This is a genomic window from Paenibacillus sp. BIC5C1, assembly GCF_032399705.1.
Classification (GTDB): Bacteria; Bacillota; Bacilli; order Paenibacillales; family Paenibacillaceae; genus Paenibacillus; species Paenibacillus taichungensis_A.
Window position 1 is genome coordinate 802,765 of record NZ_CP135922.1, and the last position, 17,082, is coordinate 819,846.

At 49.2% G+C, this 17,082-nt stretch carries 16 protein-coding genes and 1 riboswitch; of the genes, 15 read left to right on the forward strand and 1 reads right to left on the reverse strand.

Annotation, left to right across the window (positions count from 1 at the left end; all coding sequences use genetic code 11):
• Positions 1–36 precede the first annotated feature (36 nt).
• From RS891_RS03790 to purF, 11 genes are all read left to right on the forward strand, one after another.
• Entirely contained in the window at positions 37–174 is a 138-nt protein-coding gene (locus RS891_RS03790) for a hypothetical protein (RefSeq protein ID WP_181586730.1), read from the forward strand.
• A 129-nt stretch (positions 175–303) separates the two neighbouring features.
• Positions 304–567: a DUF1294 domain-containing protein gene (locus RS891_RS03795; protein ID WP_315794468.1), complete on the forward strand. Its 264-nt coding sequence runs from the start codon at positions 304–306 to the stop codon at positions 565–567.
• A 187-nt stretch (positions 568–754) separates the two neighbouring features.
• Positions 755–1,189 carry a universal stress protein gene (locus RS891_RS03800; protein ID WP_024633549.1) on the forward strand — a complete coding sequence of 145 codons (435 nt, stop codon included), beginning with the start codon at positions 755–757 and terminating at the stop codon, positions 1,187–1,189.
• Between the two features lie 270 nt (positions 1,190–1,459).
• A riboswitch (purine riboswitch) is annotated at positions 1,460–1,561 on the forward strand.
• 187 nt (positions 1,562–1,748) lie between these two features.
• Positions 1,749–2,234, forward strand: coding sequence for a 5-(carboxyamino)imidazole ribonucleotide mutase (purE, locus tag RS891_RS03805; protein ID WP_315796156.1), 486 nt, complete (start codon positions 1,749–1,751; stop codon positions 2,232–2,234).
• The gene (gene purK, locus RS891_RS03810; protein ID WP_315794469.1) at positions 2,231–3,433 is read left to right on the forward strand and encodes a 5-(carboxyamino)imidazole ribonucleotide synthase; all 1,203 of its coding nucleotides are present in this window, start codon (positions 2,231–2,233) and stop codon (positions 3,431–3,433) included. The genes purE and purK overlap by 4 nt, the downstream gene beginning before the upstream one ends.
• Positions 3,430–4,728, forward strand: coding sequence for an adenylosuccinate lyase (gene purB / locus RS891_RS03815; RefSeq protein WP_113055575.1), 1,299 nt, complete (start codon positions 3,430–3,432; stop codon positions 4,726–4,728). Before purK ends, purB begins: the two co-directional genes overlap by 4 nt.
• A 237-nt stretch (positions 4,729–4,965) precedes the next feature.
• Positions 4,966–5,841, forward strand: a complete 876-nt coding sequence (locus RS891_RS03820) for a phosphoribosylaminoimidazolesuccinocarboxamide synthase (RefSeq protein ID WP_113055576.1) — start codon at positions 4,966–4,968, stop codon at positions 5,839–5,841.
• A gap of 558 nt (positions 5,842–6,399) precedes the next feature.
• On the forward strand, positions 6,400–6,645 hold the full coding sequence (purS, locus tag RS891_RS03825) for a phosphoribosylformylglycinamidine synthase subunit PurS (RefSeq protein WP_024633544.1): 246 nt from the start codon (positions 6,400–6,402) through the stop codon (positions 6,643–6,645).
• Between the two features lie 4 nt (positions 6,646–6,649).
• Complete coding sequence (gene purQ, locus RS891_RS03830; protein WP_315794470.1) at positions 6,650–7,339, forward strand: phosphoribosylformylglycinamidine synthase subunit PurQ; 690 nt, start codon at positions 6,650–6,652, stop codon at positions 7,337–7,339.
• Positions 7,317–9,560: a phosphoribosylformylglycinamidine synthase subunit PurL gene (gene purL / locus RS891_RS03835; protein ID WP_315794471.1), complete on the forward strand. Its 2,244-nt coding sequence runs from the start codon at positions 7,317–7,319 to the stop codon at positions 9,558–9,560. The genes purQ and purL overlap by 23 nt, the downstream gene beginning before the upstream one ends.
• Complete coding sequence (gene purF, locus RS891_RS03840) at positions 9,545–11,023, forward strand: amidophosphoribosyltransferase (RefSeq protein WP_079697175.1); 1,479 nt, start codon at positions 9,545–9,547, stop codon at positions 11,021–11,023. The genes purL and purF overlap by 16 nt, the downstream gene beginning before the upstream one ends.
• A 410-nt stretch (positions 11,024–11,433) precedes the next feature.
• On the opposite strand, the gene RS891_RS03845 is transcribed toward purF, so the two are convergent.
• Positions 11,434–11,625 carry a hypothetical protein gene (locus RS891_RS03845; protein ID WP_146752162.1) on the reverse strand — a complete coding sequence of 64 codons (192 nt, stop codon included), beginning with the start codon at positions 11,623–11,625 and terminating at the stop codon, positions 11,434–11,436.
• 65 nt (positions 11,626–11,690) lie between these two features.
• On the opposite strand from RS891_RS03845, the gene purM reads away from it, so the two are divergent.
• The 4 genes from purM to purD all read left to right on the forward strand — a co-directional run bounded on the left by purM (position 11,691) and on the right by purD (position 16,583).
• On the forward strand, positions 11,691–12,731 hold the full coding sequence (gene purM / locus RS891_RS03850) for a phosphoribosylformylglycinamidine cyclo-ligase (protein WP_315794472.1): 1,041 nt from the start codon (positions 11,691–11,693) through the stop codon (positions 12,729–12,731).
• Positions 12,731–13,348, forward strand: a complete 618-nt coding sequence (gene purN, locus RS891_RS03855) for a phosphoribosylglycinamide formyltransferase (RefSeq protein ID WP_315794473.1) — start codon at positions 12,731–12,733, stop codon at positions 13,346–13,348. Before purM ends, purN begins: the two co-directional genes overlap by 1 nt.
• 292 nt (positions 13,349–13,640) lie before the next feature.
• Complete coding sequence (gene purH, locus RS891_RS03860; protein ID WP_315794474.1) at positions 13,641–15,188, forward strand: bifunctional phosphoribosylaminoimidazolecarboxamide formyltransferase/IMP cyclohydrolase; 1,548 nt, start codon at positions 13,641–13,643, stop codon at positions 15,186–15,188.
• Positions 15,189–15,317: 129 nt separating this feature from the next.
• Positions 15,318–16,583 (forward strand): phosphoribosylamine--glycine ligase, encoded by a 1,266-nt coding sequence (gene purD / locus RS891_RS03865; RefSeq protein WP_315794475.1) that lies wholly within the window; start codon positions 15,318–15,320, stop codon positions 16,581–16,583.
• Positions 16,584–17,082: the final 499 nt, after the last annotated feature.

The following is a 17,082-nucleotide window of genomic DNA, read 5'->3' on the forward strand; positions in this document are numbered from 1 at the left end:
TTTTCAGGCAACGTAAGCCTAGGAGGTGATACGCAGATGCCACATAACAAACCAGAAAAGATTCATAATCAGCAGAACAAAGACAGTATCCGGGAAGAGAGTATCTCTGTACGTCCCGAAAAGGCAGCAAAAAGAGCACCAAACCTGAATGGTATTCCTAAGCAGGAGTCATAGGTTCGGTATTAGGGATTCATTGCTTCTAAATATCTTTGCGGTTCCCTTCTCGCGTTGATCATGTTCCTTCAGAGGACTATAATGGAGGTACAGGGAGATGTCCCGGGACAGGGGGACCGCTAGAATTATATGCAAACCGGATTGATACTGTGGTTTTTATTTATCAATGTCGTAGGTTACCTGGTCATGTCGGACGACAAGAAATGTGCGCAGCGCCGTCGAGATCGTACACCCGAACGAACGCTGTTCCTGCTGGCCTTTATTGGTGGGGCATTGGGAGTATGGATTGCAATGTATCGTAAACGTCACAAGACCAAGCATCCCAGTTTTACGATCGGCATTCCGTTGTTGTTATTCCTGAATGCGGTAATCTATGGGTATTTTCTGCAATAAGGTATGGATTGAATAGTTGGAATCTGCTGTACTCTAGGTGAATGGCTTGAATGATTATGTAAAATGTTTCTTATAAATGGTTCATTTTGACCTGGGGATGTTTAAGGAGTTACATGGTTCTTGTATTTTATGTCAGACCGAAGCTGGCTTCGAATGTTCTACATATAAAGGAAGGGACGGGATTTACATGTTATTCTCCAAAATACTAGTAGCATATGATGGTTCGAAAGCTTCAAATAAGGCACTTGATCGTGCGATTGAGTTAGCCAAAGTTTCTCCGGGTGCTGTCTTGGATGTTATCCATGCTTTTGACTTTCCACGTGTATTCATCGGGGAAGGGTTGGCACCTTTGCCACCTTCATTGAATAATGACTACTATAATCTGGCGGTGCAAACGACGGATGAAGCGAAAGAGCGGATTCAGGCTGCTGGCGTTACAGCGAACGTGGATCTGATTCAAGGAGCTGCTGCCGAGGTCCTTCTCGATTATGCCAAAGAGAACGGATCGGACATTATCATTATTGGTAGTCGTGGTCTTGGTGGAATTCGGGAATTTGTCTTGGGCAGCGTCAGTCACAACGTAGTTCAGCATGCTCAGGTTCCGGTACTTATCGTGAAATAATTATAGAATGTGTGTGTACACATGAAAGAGAAAAGCCGGCTGTCTTCGATAGGTTGAAGAGGGGTCGGCTTTCTTTTTTGGAATAAAAGGGATGCAGCACCTCTGAATGATCGGTTATTTCCGAACATTATATTTGTCAATATGTTAAATGTTCGTCTTTAAGTTGACATTAGCTGTAGGGGATTGTTAGAATGTTAGATGTGTCGATCAGTTATATATAAGGTCGAGTAGGTTCGAAAGATGTGGAATCTTCATTATTATTGAATTAATTTGTTGAAATAGATATTTGCTCGTATAACGCCGGGAATAGGGCCCGGAAGTATCTACCCGGGAACCGTAAATTTCCGGACTACGAGGAGATACGGCTGAGAGACGCATGAAATCAGATGCGGACAGCAAGCCTGCCTTTGGCATGCCCAAATGCGGGATACGTATTTCTTGGAGTCCGGTGTCCGGAGAAAATGTGATGTTTTCGCGGGTAGCGGATTTTTTCATTTCACAATTAAACGAGAAGCAACAGGATGAAACCAAAACGCTCAGACGGGAGTTGGATGTATTCATGTCAGTACAGGTGGCTGTGATTATGGGCAGTAAGTCGGATTGGGAAACGATGAAGTATGCTTGTGAGGTGCTGGACGAGCTGGAGATTGGGTATGAAAAAAAGGTCGTATCCGCGCATCGCACGCCAGATTTGATGTTTGAATACGCGGAGCAAGCGATTGGCCGTGGATTCAAGGTTATCATTGCAGGTGCGGGCGGGGCAGCACATCTGCCCGGTATGGTCGCTTCCAAGACGATGCTTCCGGTCATTGGAGTTCCGGTGCAATCCAAGGCGCTAAATGGTCTCGATTCCTTGCTGTCCATTGTTCAAATGCCTGGTGGCATTCCCGTCGCAACGGTAGCGATTGGCAAGGCAGGTGCAACGAATGCCGCATTGCTTGCGGCTCAGATCATCGGTGCTTTTGACCAGGATGTCCAACGCCGCAGCGAAGCCCGCAGAGAGCGAATCAAACAAGAAGTGCTCGAAAGCAGTGACGAAATATGACGAATACACAAATTCAACCCGGATCAGCAGGTAAAGCAGAACGTGTTCTGCTCCCAGGTAAAACAACCATCGGTGTTCTTGGAGGCGGGCAGCTTGGACGGATGCTGACACTTGCCGGAACAGCGATGGGGTATCGGTTCGTTACACTTGATCCGGCAGCTGATTCCCCTTGTGGACAAATTGCCGATCAGATTGAAGCGGGATATGACGATGAAAAGGCTGCAATCGAACTGGCTCGGCAGTGTGATGTAATCACCTATGAGTTCGAGAATGTAGATGCAGATGTTGCTTCTCTCCTGGAACGGGAATCCTATGTACCGCAAGGAAGTGCGTTATTGTACACAACCCAGCATCGTTTGCGTGAAAAACGAGCCATTGAGGCGGCTGGTGTGCGTGTAGCTCCTTACCGGGAAATTACAAGCAAGGACACCATGAAGGCAGCCGTGAGTGAACTTGGTGTTCCTTGTGTACTGAAGACGGTGACAGGCGGATATGACGGCAAGGGTCAACGGGTTATTCGCGAAGCAAATCAGGCGCTAGCTGCTTATGAAGAACTTGCAGCTACCGGTGCGGAACTGGTATTGGAGCAATTTATCAAGTTTGACTGCGAGATTTCAGTGGTTGTTGCACGCAGCACGAATGGAGAAATTAAGACGTTCCCGCCTGCGGAGAACATTCATGTGAACAACATTTTGCATGCTTCGATTGTACCCGCAAGAGTGGCGACCGAAATACAGATTGAAGCGCAGAAATTGGCGGCAGCAGTGGCTCAATCCATACAGGCCGTTGGATTGCTCGCAGTGGAATTGTTTGTTGCGGCAGATGGAAGACTGTATGTGAATGAGCTGGCCCCTAGGCCGCATAATTCCGGCCACTATACGATGGAAGCCTGCGCCACATCGCAATTCGAACAGCATATTCGTGCGATTTGCGGATTGCCGCTTGGAGATACCTCATTATTGAGTCCGGTTGTTATGGTCAATGTGCTTGGAGAACATCTGGAAGGTATAATTGCCAGAACGGGTCAGGCTGACGCGGAAGCGTTGGAACTCGGTGTAATTCCTAAGCTTCATATATATGGTAAAACCGAAGCAAAGACAGGACGAAAAATGGGGCATGTCAATCTGCTCTGTCAGGATGTCGAAGAAGGATTACAATGGATTGAACAAACTAATCTTTGGAGGAATACAAATTTATGATCGAACGTTATAGCAGACCCGAAATGAGAGCCATCTGGACGGAGGAGAACAAATTCAAGTCTTGGCTGGAAGTTGAAATTTGTGCATGTGAAGCTTGGGCGGAGCTTGGCGTCATTCCTAAGGAAGAAGCAGCATTGCTTCGTCAGAACGCTTCTTTTGACATCGACCGCATTTACGAGATTGAACAGGAAACACGTCATGACGTTATTGCTTTCACGCGTACGGTATCTGAAAGTCTGGGCGCTGAGCGGAAATGGGTGCACTACGGACTGACTTCCACGGATGTCGTTGATACGGCTCTTGGATATGTACTGCGTCAGGCAAACGAAATCCTGGAACGTGACATTGTGAACTTTATCGAAATTTTACGTGAAAAAGCGAAGACCTATCAGCACACGCCAATGATGGGACGTACACATGGGGTACATGCGGAGCCAACGACGTTTGGTCTGAAAATGGCACTCTGGCATGAAGAAATGAAACGGAATTTGGAGCGTTTCCGCCACGCGGCAGACAACGTACAATACGGTAAGATCTCTGGAGCAGTTGGTACTTACGCGAACATTGATCCGTTTGTTGAAGAGTTTGTCTGCGAGAAGTTGGGTACGAAGCCTGCACCAATCTCGACTCAAACGCTGCAACGTGACCGTCATGCAGAATACATGGCTACACTGGCATTGATCGCAACATCTCTGGACAAGTTTGCTACAGAAGTACGTGCGTTGCAAAAGAGTGAGTTCCGTGAAGTGGAAGAAGCATTTGCAAAAGGTCAAAAAGGATCTTCGGCAATGCCGCACAAACGTAACCCAATCGGCAGTGAAAATATTTCCGGTCTGTCCCGCGTTATTCGCGGACATATGGTATCGGCATACGAGAACGTGACGTTGTGGCACGAGCGCGATATCTCGCACTCTTCCGTAGAGCGTATCATTCTGCCGGATGCAACGATGCTGCTGAACTACATGCTGAACCGTTTCGGAAACATCGTGAAGAACCTGACGGTATTCCCTGAAAATATGAAACGCAATATGGAGCGCACCTTCGGTGTACCATTCTCCGGTCGCGTAATGACGAAGCTGATCGACAAAGGTTTCAGCCGTGAGCAGGCATACGATACGGTTCAGCCACGTGCGATGCAAGCATGGGAAGAACAACGCCAGTTCCAGGATATCGTGAAATCCACACCGGAAATTACGGAAGTGCTGAGCGACGAGGAAATCGCAGATGCGTTCAACCCGTCATGGCACCTGAAGCATGTGGATACAATCTTCAAAAAACTTGGTTTGAACGACTAATATAATCCTTTCATAAGGCTAGAGAACAGAATGATGGGTCAGCAGGGAACGCAGAGGACAGAAATAAGCTGAAGAAGCGAAGCGTTCGCCTTTATCCCCGGATTTTCACTTTGAAAAAGTGGAATCAAAAAATCTGGGGATAACAGCGATCGGAAGATTGTTCTGTCATCGGAGTGAAGTGTGCATCATCACGGCTCTGTTTATAGCCCTACATCTCCTGAAAGAAGGTGAGCCTCCATGGCGCTGTCCACTGCGGCAGATCTCGTTAAAGCTCCTTTGTTATACAAGGGAAAAGTGCGTGAGTTGTACGATCTGGGTGAACATTTTCTCATCGTGGTTACGGACCGGATTTCGGCATTTGACTATGTGCTGGACCCGGCCGTTCCCGAGAAGGGCAATGTGCTTAATAAACTGAGCAGCTTCTGGTTTGAACTGACGGACGACATGATGGATAACCACGTGGTGCATACGGATGTAAACCAATTGGGCGATGTCATCACTGATCCTGAACAGCTCAAAGACCGCATCATGGTGACCCGCAAAGCCGAGCGCATTGATATTGAATGTGTGGTACGCGGATACATTACCGGAGGCGGGTGGAGACAATATGAGAAAAGCGGAGAGGTCAACGGCATCAAGCTGCCGGAGGGACTTCGCAAAAACGCCAAGCTCGACGTTCCCATCTTCACCCCAGCAGCTAAAAACGATGTCGGTCATGACGAAGACATTCCGATGGATCGAATGAAAGAAATTGTCGGAGATGCTCTGGCGATTGAGCTTCAGGAAAAGAGCCTGCGTCTCTACGAATTCGCTCGCGACTATTGCGATCAGCGGGGCATCATTCTCGCAGACTGCAAATTCGAGTTCGGCATGGTCGACGGCAAAGTCATTCTGATCGATGAAATCTTCACGCCAGACGCTTCTCGCTTCTGGGCCCAGGAGAATTATGCACTCGACATCGAGATCGACAGCATGGATAAAGAGCCAGTGCGCACCTATCTGTTAGGCAGCGATTGGGACAAGAACAGCAAACCTGACCCGCTGCCACAAGAGGTAGTGGAGGCCACAACCGCAAGATACGTCGATATTTATAACCGTTTAACGGAAAAATAAGTTTGAGTAAGGGACGTTTGAGTGTAGGCTACGGGAAAGTTTGGCTTTCGATCGCTGTTGCCCCCGGAATGTTTGGATTGGAATCCTTTCTTCAAAAGGAAACATTCCGGTTGCAAAGGCGAGCGCTAACGCTTCTCCAGCTCAAATTTTTCCCTCCACCAGTGTCAAACTGGGGATGAGGCAATTAAACCAAGACTTTTATTAAACTGGAAGTCTATCAATATAAAAAAACAGTAGGGTTACTCATTTAACTCGAAGACCATTCACTTTTTTCACGTAATGGTCAGGCTCGACCATTACACACCGTGCAACGTAAAGGGTTTAGGCCTTTAAAAAAACGTCGCATGGACTAGCGGAGGGGCGGAATTGTTCTTAAAGGAGCGATAGCGTTCGCCTTTGTCCCCGGGTTTTGACCGCACAGCGGTTCAAAACAATTCAGAAAAACCTGGGGACAACAGCGACCGGAAGAACAATCCGCCCCGGAGCAAGCTCCCAAGTCACTTTTTTAACAGCATAAAGCATTTATCCCGTTCATTACTGAGGAGGAACATAAGGATCATGATTAAAGCAACCGTCTATGTCACTATTAAGCAAAGCGTTCTCGACCCGCAAGGAGTAGCTGTTCAAGGTGCCCTGCACTCGATGGGATTCAATGAAGTGGAAAGTGTACGGATTGGTAAAGTCATGGAACTGACTCTGGATACAACAGACCGTGCGGAAGCGGAGAAACGATTGACAGTAATGTGTGAGAAGCTGCTGGCTAACACCGTTGTTGAAGATTACCGCTACGAATTGGAGGGTTAATCCCATGAAATTTGCAGTTCTTGTGTTTCCTGGATCCAACTGCGACATCGACTGTTACAAAGCAGTAGAAGATGCGATTGGACAAGAGGTTGATTATGTATGGCACACGGCTACAGATTTATCGGCTTATGATTGTATCCTTGTTCCAGGTGGTTTCTCTTATGGAGACTATCTGCGCTGCGGAGCGATCTCCCGTTTTGCACCCGTAATGAATGAGGTAGCTAAGGCTGCTGAACAAGGTAAATATATTCTCGGCATTTGCAACGGATTCCAGATCCTCACTGAGGCAGGATTGCTTCCTGGCGCGTTGATCCGCAACATGTCGCTGAAATTCCGTTGTCACGATACGGTGTTGAAAGTGGCGAATGCAGCTACTCCATTTACACGTGACTATGCACCTGGGGAAGAGATCGTTATTCCTATTGCTCACGGTGAAGGAAACTATTACTGTGACGAAGAAACACTAGCAAGTTTGCAGGCAAACAACCAGATCGTCTTTACGTATGGCAGCAACCCGAACGGTTCCCTGGGTGATATCGCGGGAATCTGTAATGAGGGTGGAAATGTGGTTGGCATGATGCCACATCCAGAGCGCGCGGTGGACTCACTGCTGGGTTCGGAAGACGGCAAACGTATGTTTACATCTATTTTGAAAGCATGGAGGGATCGGCATGACGCAGCAGCTATCCGCTAAGGAACCGACGGCAGAACAGGTCGCAGAACATAAACTTTACGCACAAATGGGCGTGTCTGACAGCGAGTATGAGCTGATCTGTGAGTTCATGGGGCGTAAGCCGAACTACACGGAAATTGGTGTTTTCAGTGTGATGTGGTCGGAGCACTGCGCTTATAAAAACTCCAAGCCATTGCTGCGCCGTTTCCCAACCACTGGACCACGTGTCCTGATGGGACCTGGTGAAGGTGCCGGTATCGTGGATATCGGTGACAATCAGGCCGTTGTATTCAAAATTGAAAGCCATAACCATCCTTCCGCGGTTGAGCCTTATCAAGGTGCGGCAACAGGTGTGGGCGGCATTATCCGTGATATTTTCTCCATGGGTGCAAGACCCGTAGCAATACTGAACTCCCTGCGTTTCGGTAAGCTGGAGAGCGATCGCGTTAAATATTTGTTCGAACATGTGGTAGCGGGTATTGCTGGATACGGTAACTGTATCGGTATTCCTACCGTTGGTGGCGAAGTGATGTTTGATGAGAGCTATGAAGGTAATCCGCTGGTTAACGCGATGTGTGTGGGTCTGATTGATCATGACAAGATTCAGCGCGGTGTAGCTAAAGGCGTAGGTAACCCGGTTTACTATGTGGGCCCGCCAACAGGCCGTGATGGAATTCATGGAGCAACCTTTGCATCGGTTGAACTGACGGAAGAATCCGAGTCCCAACGGACAGCGGTTCAGGTCGGTGATCCGTTTATGGAGAAACTGGTAATGGAATCCTGTCTGGAATTGATCGACACGGGCATCGTGCTCGGGATTCAGGATATGGGTGCTGCTGGTCTGACATGTTCGAGTGCAGAGATGGCAAGTAAAGCGGGTAACGGTCTGGAATTGTATCTGGATCAGGTACCACAGCGTGAAGAAGGCATGACGCCTTACGAGATGATGTTGTCCGAGTCCCAGGAACGGATGTTGTTCGTTGTTGAGCCGAAGGATGAGGCGCAGGCGATGGAAATCTTTGAACGTTGGGGCGTAATCTGTGCGAAAGTCGGTAAAGTAACGGATGACGGACGTCTGAAATTGATCCACCACGGTGAAGTGGTTGGAGATATGCCAGTAACGGCACTGGTTGACGAATGTCCAGTGTACGACAAACCTTCTTCTGTACCTGCATACTATGAGCAAAGTGCTTCCATCGACACGCTTCGTTACGACGAAGTGTCGGATCTCGGCGGAGCGCTGAAACAAGTGCTGGCTTCACCAACAGTAGCAAGTAAAAAATGGATTTATGATCAATACGATTACATGGTACGTACAAGCACTGCCGTTCGTCCGGGGTCGGATGCAGCCGTAGTCACGATTCGTGGCACACGCAAAGGTCTCGCGATGACAACGGACTGTAATGGACGTTATGTATATCTGGATCCAGAAGTAGGCGGACGGATTGCAGTCAGTGAAGCTGCCCGTAACATTGTATGTTCCGGTGCAGAGCCACTCGCGATTACGGACAACCTGAACTTTGGTAACCCGGAGAAGCCGGATATTTTCTGGCAGATGGAAAAAGCAGTAGACGGTATGGCGGAAGCTTGCCGCGTGCTGGATACGCCAGTTATCGGTGGTAATGTGAGTCTGTACAACGAAAACGCTAAAGGCTCTATCTATCCAACACCAGTGGTTGGTATGGTTGGTCTCGTTCATGATACAGATCACATCACAACACAAGCATTCAAATCCGAAGGTGATGTTATCATCCTCCTCGGTGAAACAAAAGCTGAGCTGGGTGGCAGCGAGCTGCAATACGCGGTTCATGGCCAGACGGAAGGTCGTCCGCCAGAACTGAATTTGCAAACGGAAAAAGCGTTGCTCAGCACCGTGCTGGAAGCTATTCAATCCGGTCTCGTTCGCTCGGCACATGACTTGTCTGAAGGCGGCTTGGCTGTTGCACTCGCAGAGTCTTGTATCAGTGGTAACGTTGGAGCACAGGTGAATGTCGAGACTGCACTGCGGGCAGATCACGCCCTATTCAGTGAGAGCCAATCTCGTATTTTGCTGTCGGCTTCGCCGGAGCAAGCAGGTAAGCTGGAAGCTTTTGTACGTGAACGTGGTGTGCCTGTAGCTGTTATTGGACGTGTAGAAGGAAGTAACCTGACAATTGAATTGAACGGAACATCAGCCGTGAACGAACCTGTAGGAGGTTTAGCTCAGGTCTGGGAGGATGCGATTCCATGTCTCATGAACTGACGACAGGACCATTGTGGACAGGTGATTATTATAACGAAGGGTCCGGCAAGGAAGGACTCGACAAATTAAAGGAAGAATGCGGAGTATTCGGGGTGTTCAAACATCCTGACGCCGCATCACTATCCTATTATGGCCTGCATGCCCTTCAACACCGGGGTGAAGAAAGTGCAGGGATGTGTGTAAGTGACGGTAACGAGTTTCACTACCACCGTGGTATGGGTCTGGTGAAGGAAGTCTTCACCAAAGACCTGATGCAGACGTTAACCGGGGATATCTCCATCGGACACGTTCGTTATTCAACGAGTGGTGACAGTAAGCTGACGAACGCACAACCATTGGTATTCAAATACCGTGATGGTGATCTGGCTGTAGCAACGAACGGAAACATTGTAAATGCGCCAACAATCCGGCGTGAATTGGAGCAGGGCGGATCTATTTTTCAAACGACCAGTGATACCGAAGTTATTGCCCATCTAATCGCGAGATCTTCCAAAGGATTGGTAGAAGCTGCGAAGGATGCGTTCCAACGGATTGTGGGTGGTTATGCATTTCTGATCATGACCAACGACAAGTTGCTGGTTGCTTCTGATCCTCATGGTCTGCGTCCGCTCACAATGGGTAAATTGGGAGATGCGTATCTGTTCGCATCCGAGACGTGTGCCCTCGAGACGATTGGCGCAGAGTTGATTCGTGACATTGAGCCAGGCGAACTGTTGGTACTGGATGCGGATGGTCTTCATGAAGACCGCTTTGATCATCACAAACACCGCAAGGCACTGTGTGCGATGGAGTATATCTACTTTGCCCGTCCGGACAGTGACATGAATGGTGCAAACCAGCACGCTGCGCGTAAACGGATGGGTAGCCGGATGGCGATTGAGTCGTTTGTCGATGCAGATCTGGTAACAGGTGTACCGGACTCCAGTATTTCCGCGGCAATTGGCTACGCCGAGCAGACAGGGATTCCGTATGAGATGGGTATGATCAAAAACAAATACACCGGACGTACGTTTATCCAGCCAAGCCAGGAACTGCGGGAGCAAGGCGTGAAGATGAAACTGAGCGCTGTACGTCGCGTTGTGGAAGGCAAACGTGTGGTTATGATTGACGACTCCATTGTGCGGGGAACCACTTCCCGGCGGATCGTAAACATGCTCCGGGATGCCGGAGCAACAGAGGTGCATGTACGGATTACATCACCACCGTTCAAAAACCCGTGCTTCTACGGTATTGATACGCCTGACAGTCGCGAATTGATTGCCTCTCAACTGTCAGTGGAAGAAATTTGCCGTGAAATCAACGCGGACTCCCTGTCGTTCCTCAGCCCCGATGGGCTGATTACATCGATTCAGGGAGATAATCAGGATGACTACAAAGGCGGGCTTTGCCTCGCATGCTTTGATAATGATTATCCAACCCGCCTCGATTTCGGCGGCGAAGAGAAATTCGGCTGTAGCTGCTAGCTGTTAAGCCCCGCCTTGCGGAGCAACAGGGGCTCAGGCAGCGATGCGAAGCAGCTGCCCCGGGTCGCAGCCCGAGCCCTTAAGCCCCGCCTTGCGGAGCAACAGGGGCCCAGGCAGCGATGCGAAGCAGCTGCCCCCTGGCGTAGCCCAGCTCTTAAGCCCCGCCTTGCGGAGCAACAGGGGCCCAGGCAGCCAAGCGAAGCAGCTGCCCCGGGTCGCAGCCCTTGCCCCTAAGCCCCGCCTTGCGGAGCAACAGGGGCCCAAGCAGCCAGGCGAAGCAGCTGCCCCCGGGCGTAGCCCAGCCCTTAAGCCCCGCCTTGCGGAGCAACAGGGGCCCAGGCAGCCAAGCGAAGCAGCTGCCCCCGGGCGTAGCCCAGCCCTTAAGCCCCGCCTTGCGGAGCAACAGGGGCTCAGGCAGCCAGGCGAAGCAGCTGCCTCCGGGCTTGCCCCGCAGCGCAGCCGAGCGGGGTTCGCCGACCAGTGGCCTGCGGCCAACGGAATCGGCGAACAACCACGCGAGCACACGAACGAACCAACCATAGCAAGATCATACCAGCCACCCCTGCACCGCTTGTTTGGCGGGTGTCCAGAGGGCCTGCCAAGGTCCTTTGGGGTCCTCCCGGGCGGGAGGATTTAGGAGGGGCGAAAAAAAAGGAGCTGATTCCACTTGTCCGAAGCATACAAAAACGCCGGCGTCGATATCGCGGCAGGCAACGAAGCGGTTGAACGGATGAAAAAACACGTGAAGCGTACCTTCCGTCCGGAAGTGATGACAGATCTGGGGGGCTTTGGCGCCCTGTTCGGTTTGAACAAAGATAAATATGATGAGCCGGTGCTTGTATCCGGTACAGACGGTGTAGGAACTAAGCTGAAAATCGCATTTGCCATGGACCGTCATGATACCATCGGAATCGACGCGGTAGCCATGTGTGTGAACGACATTGTGGTACAGGGCGCAGAGCCGCTGTTCTTCCTCGATTATCTGGCATGTGACAAAGTCATCCCGGAGAAAATCGAAGCCATTGTTGCGGGAATCGCAGAAGGGTGTCATCAGTCGGGCTGTGCTCTGATCGGTGGCGAAACGGCTGAAATGCCGGGCATGTACAGTGAAGGTGAATACGATATTGCCGGATTTACCGTAGGTATCGTGGACAAAGCGAAAATCATTAACGGTACAACGATCGCTCCTGGCGACACGGTGATTGGACTTGCATCCAGCGGAGTGCATAGTAACGGATTCTCCTTGGTACGCAAACTTTTGTTGGAACAAGCCGGATTGGGCTTGCAGGATGAAGTCGCTGAACTGGGCGGTAAGCTGGGTGACGCACTGCTGGAACCAACGAAAATCTATGTAAAACCACTCCTGTCCCTGCTTGAAAAGGTAAAAGTAAAAGGCATGGCCCACATTACTGGTGGTGGCTTCATCGAGAACATTCCGCGTATGCTGCCAAGCAGCGTAAATGTAGATATTGATTATGGTTCTTGGCCGATTCTGCCAATCTTCAACCTGTTGCAAGAAAAAGGAGCCGTCTCAAACCGCGACATGTTCACCACGTTTAATATGGGGATCGGACTTGTCCTGGTTGTGAACGAAGCAGATGCAGGTGAAGCATTGGAACAATTGAAAGCATCTGGTGAAGAAGCGTACATCATTGGACGTGTGACCGAAGGAGATGCGCGAGTAACCTTCACGGGAGCGGATGTTTAATGGCGAATTACCGTATTGCTGTATTTGCCTCTGGTGAAGGGTCTAACTTTCAGGCATTGGTTGATGCAGCAAGGAACGGAGGGCTCGGGGCATCCATAGATCTGCTGGTATGTGACAAACCGGCTGCACGTGTAGTGCAGCGGGCGCAGGATGCAGGTGTGGAATGCCATCTGTTTACTCCCAAAAATTATGATTCCCGCGAAGCCTACGAGGCTGAGATCGTGGAAGTGCTTGAATCCAGAAACATTGACCTGGTTGTTCTTGCCGGCTACATGAGATTGTTGACTTCAGTTGTGGTAGATCGCTATGCAGGACGACTTATTAACATTCATCCGTCCTTGTTGCCAGCGTTTGCAGGCAAAGATGCCATAGGGCAGGCGCTTGAATATGGTGTTAAAATCACCGGGGTTACCGTTCACTTTGTGGATGGGGGCATGGATACAGGGCCGATTATTGCCCAGCATCCTGTTCCGATTTTGCCAGAGGATACGGCTGAATCCGTTAGTAGTTCCATCCATGCTGCCGAACAGCAACTGTACCCTGAGGTTGTGTCCTGGTTTGCTCAGGGATGGGTTCAACTCGAAGGTCGACAAGTTACGGTACGGAAACCGGTTTGATATAAGTTGGAACCTTTTACACGTTAACGGAGAGGCCAGAAATAAGCTGGAGAAGCGAAGCGCTCGCCTTTATTACTGGATTTTTACCTTTGAGAAATTGTTCGAAAAATCTGGGAATAACAGCGATCGAAAGATTATTCTGGACTCGTAGTGTTTTAGTGTAAACTCATTTATCAACTTGTATAACAGAAGTCGAAAATTGGTACGCATTTTGTGATATTTCTCGGGAAATAAATCGGTTGTGTTTCGCCATGAAACGCGAAGCCATGGGACATTAAAGGAGGAGCATATTGTGAGTATCAAAAGAGCGCTGGTCAGCGTATGGGATAAAACAGGCATCGTGGATTTTTGCCGCGAGCTGTCGCAAATGGGTGTGGAGATTATTTCGACAGGAGGTACAAGCAGCCTGTTGTCGAAGGAAGGCGTGCCTGTCATCGGAATTTCGGATGTGACCGGATTTCCGGAGATTATGGACGGACGTGTTAAAACATTGCATCCAGCAGTTCATGGTGGTTTATTGGCTGTTCGTGACAGCGAAGAGCACAAGCGCCAGATGGAAGAGAATGGACTGGATTATATCGACCTCGTTGTTGTAAACCTGTATCCGTTTCAGGACACCATCGCCAAACCGGACGTAACGTATGAGGACGCAATCGAGAACATCGATATTGGTGGTCCAACCATGCTTCGTTCTGCTGCTAAGAACCATGCTTATGTTAGTGTTGTTGTAGACACAGCAGATTATGGCAAGGTGCTTGAAGAGGTCCGCAGCAATGGGGATACCACACTTGAGACACGCAAACGGCTTGCGGCAAAAGTGTTCCGCCATACAGCGGCATACGATGCAGTTATCTCCGATTATCTCTCCAACCTGAACGGTGATCCACTGCCAGAGCGTCTGACGGTTACTTACGAAAAACTCCAGGATTTGCGCTACGGCGAAAATCCACATCAGCAGGCGGCATTTTACCGCAAACCGCTGGCAGCTCAAGATACATTGACAACAGCCGAGCAATTGCATGGCAAAGAGTTGTCTTACAATAATATCAACGATGCGAACGCAGCATTGCAGATTGTGAAAGAATTTGAAGAACCGGCCGTTGTGGCGGTTAAACATATGAATCCTTGCGGCGTGGGTATTGGTGAAAGCATCTACGAAGCTTATGGCAAAGCTTATGCGGCTGATCCAACCTCCATCTTTGGTGGAATCGTGGCAGCCAACCGCATTATCGATAGCGATACAGCGGCTAAACTGAGTGAGATTTTCCTGGAAATCGTACTGGCTCCTGATTTTACACAAGAGGCACTCGACATCCTGACCAAAAAGAAAAACATTCGTTTGCTCAAAACGGGTGAACTGAACGCTGCCCGCAATCGGGAGAGTAAGTTCGTAGTAACCTCCATCGACGGCGGCATGATTGTGCAACAAAGCGATGTGCATTCCATTGAAGCGGGCGAGCTCAAGGTAGTTACAGATCGTGCACCATCGGAAGAAGAACTGAAACAGCTTTTGTTTGGCTGGAAAGTGGTTAAGCACGTGAAATCCAATGCCATTGTGCTTGCAGCAAACGACATGACTGTTGGTGTAGGCGCAGGGCAAATGAACCGTGTCGGCGCAGCCAAGATTGCTATCGAACAAGCTGGAGAACTAGCCAAAGGAGCCATTCTGGCATCCGATGCATTCTTCCCAATGGGCGATACACTGGAACTTGCAGCGAAAGCTGGAGTTACAGCCGTTATTCAACCAGGTGGTTCGATCAAGGACGAAGAGTCCATCAAAGTAGCGAATGAATACGGTATTGCCATGGTCTTCACAGGCGTTCGTCACTTCAAACACTAGAACGAAAAAGGTTTAATAAGGGGTGTCGCCTGTCATGCTTATGACTTATGGTACACCCCTTCTTTTTAAGCTATTTCAACACGTAATAGTATAACAAAACCAGTTATGCACGGAGGGGGAACAACACTAATGGATATTCTGGTAGTTGGCGGCGGTGGCCGGGAACACGCAATCATATGGGCACTGGCGAAAAGCCCGAAGGCAGGCAAGATTCATTGTGCTCCGGGAAATGCAGGCATTGCGCAGCTCGCCGAGTGTCACCCGATTTCGGTAAATGAATTCGATAAACTGACGGCGCTTGCCGTGGAGCTTAACGTGGGATTGGTTGTTATTGGGCCAGACGATCCGCTCGCAGACGGCATTGTAGACGCTTTTGATAAAACAGGCATTCCGGTATTTGGACCACGCCGCAATGCAGCAAAGATTGAAGGCAGCAAAACGTTCATGAAAGACCTGCTGCACAAATACAATATTCCGACTGCAGCCTATGAGAAGTTCGACAATTATGAGCAAGCGCAGGTTTATCTGAATGAGCAGGCCATACCTGTAGTAATCAAGGCCGATGGGCTGGCAGCTGGAAAAGGCGTTACCGTAGCCTATTCACGTGATGAGGCTGACCAGGCACTCCGCAGCATTATGGTGGAGAAAGTATTTGGTGAAGCAGGAGCCAAAGTCATCATCGAAGAATTCCTGGCAGGTCAGGAAATGTCGATTTTGGCTTTTGTCGATGGGGAGACCGTTCGTCCGATGGCTGCTGCACAAGATCACAAACCGGTATTCGACAATGATCAGGGGCCAAACACGGGCGGAATGGGTACATACTCACCATTGCCACATATCCCGGCCTCCATCATTGAAGAAGCGGTAGAGACGATTATCAAACCAACAGCCAAAGCGATGGTATCCGAAGGGCGTCCTTTCCAAGGTGTATTGTTTGCCGGGCTGATGATTTCACCAGATGGTAAACCCAAAACGATTGAATTCAACGCTCGTTTCGGTGATCCCGAGACACAGGTCGTATTACCGCGTTTAAAGAGTGATCTGCTCGACATTTTCTGGGCAACTGTGCACGGGAAATTGGCGGATATCGAGATTGAATGGAGCGACGAAGCTGCTGTATGTGTAGTGCTTGCATCTGGAGGCTATCCTGGTCCGTATGCCAAAGGTGTCGTTATTGAAGGACTGGAGCAAGTCGATGAAGCAGTAGTATTCCACGCTGGAACGGCACGCAATGAATCTGGAGACTGGGTCACCAATGGTGGACGGATTCTAGGCGTTGTGGGTCTTGGTTCGGATATTGCCGAAGCCCGAAACAAAGCCTACGCTCAAGCGGAACGTATCCATTTTGACGGTAAACATCAACGGTCTGATATTGCTGCCAAAGCGTTGGTATAACTAATTCTAACTTGATAAATTGAAACATGAGGGTCCGTACAGATGTACACCGGAAAAGGTGTTTGCATCCTGCGGGCCCTTTTCAACGTATACATCATTATGGTGTCATTGCCGGACTTGTTATAGTCCGGATACGGCAAAGAAGAATGGCTATAAATAAAGGCCCGAAGCAGGTTTAATCGACTAAAGTAAAGGGTACCATTTCTATAAGCTGGTCTATACTAACCATGTGAACCATATCACATAAAATAAAACTGTAGATCGAGAAAGACCACATACATAAAAGTTTATTTTGTGAACTCATTTTATAATCTATATTCCAAACCATAACGTGCAACTGGATGGTTTGGCGTAGAACATGTTATACTTTTCTGAAACAGGAATGAACAAGAGGGGAGGTGGATATCTATTGGGAAGGCGATATTGTAAACTGTCCAAATGGAGAATTTTGGTGGAGTAAATCGAGAAACAATGACAGCAAGAGGGGGAACCCTGTTTT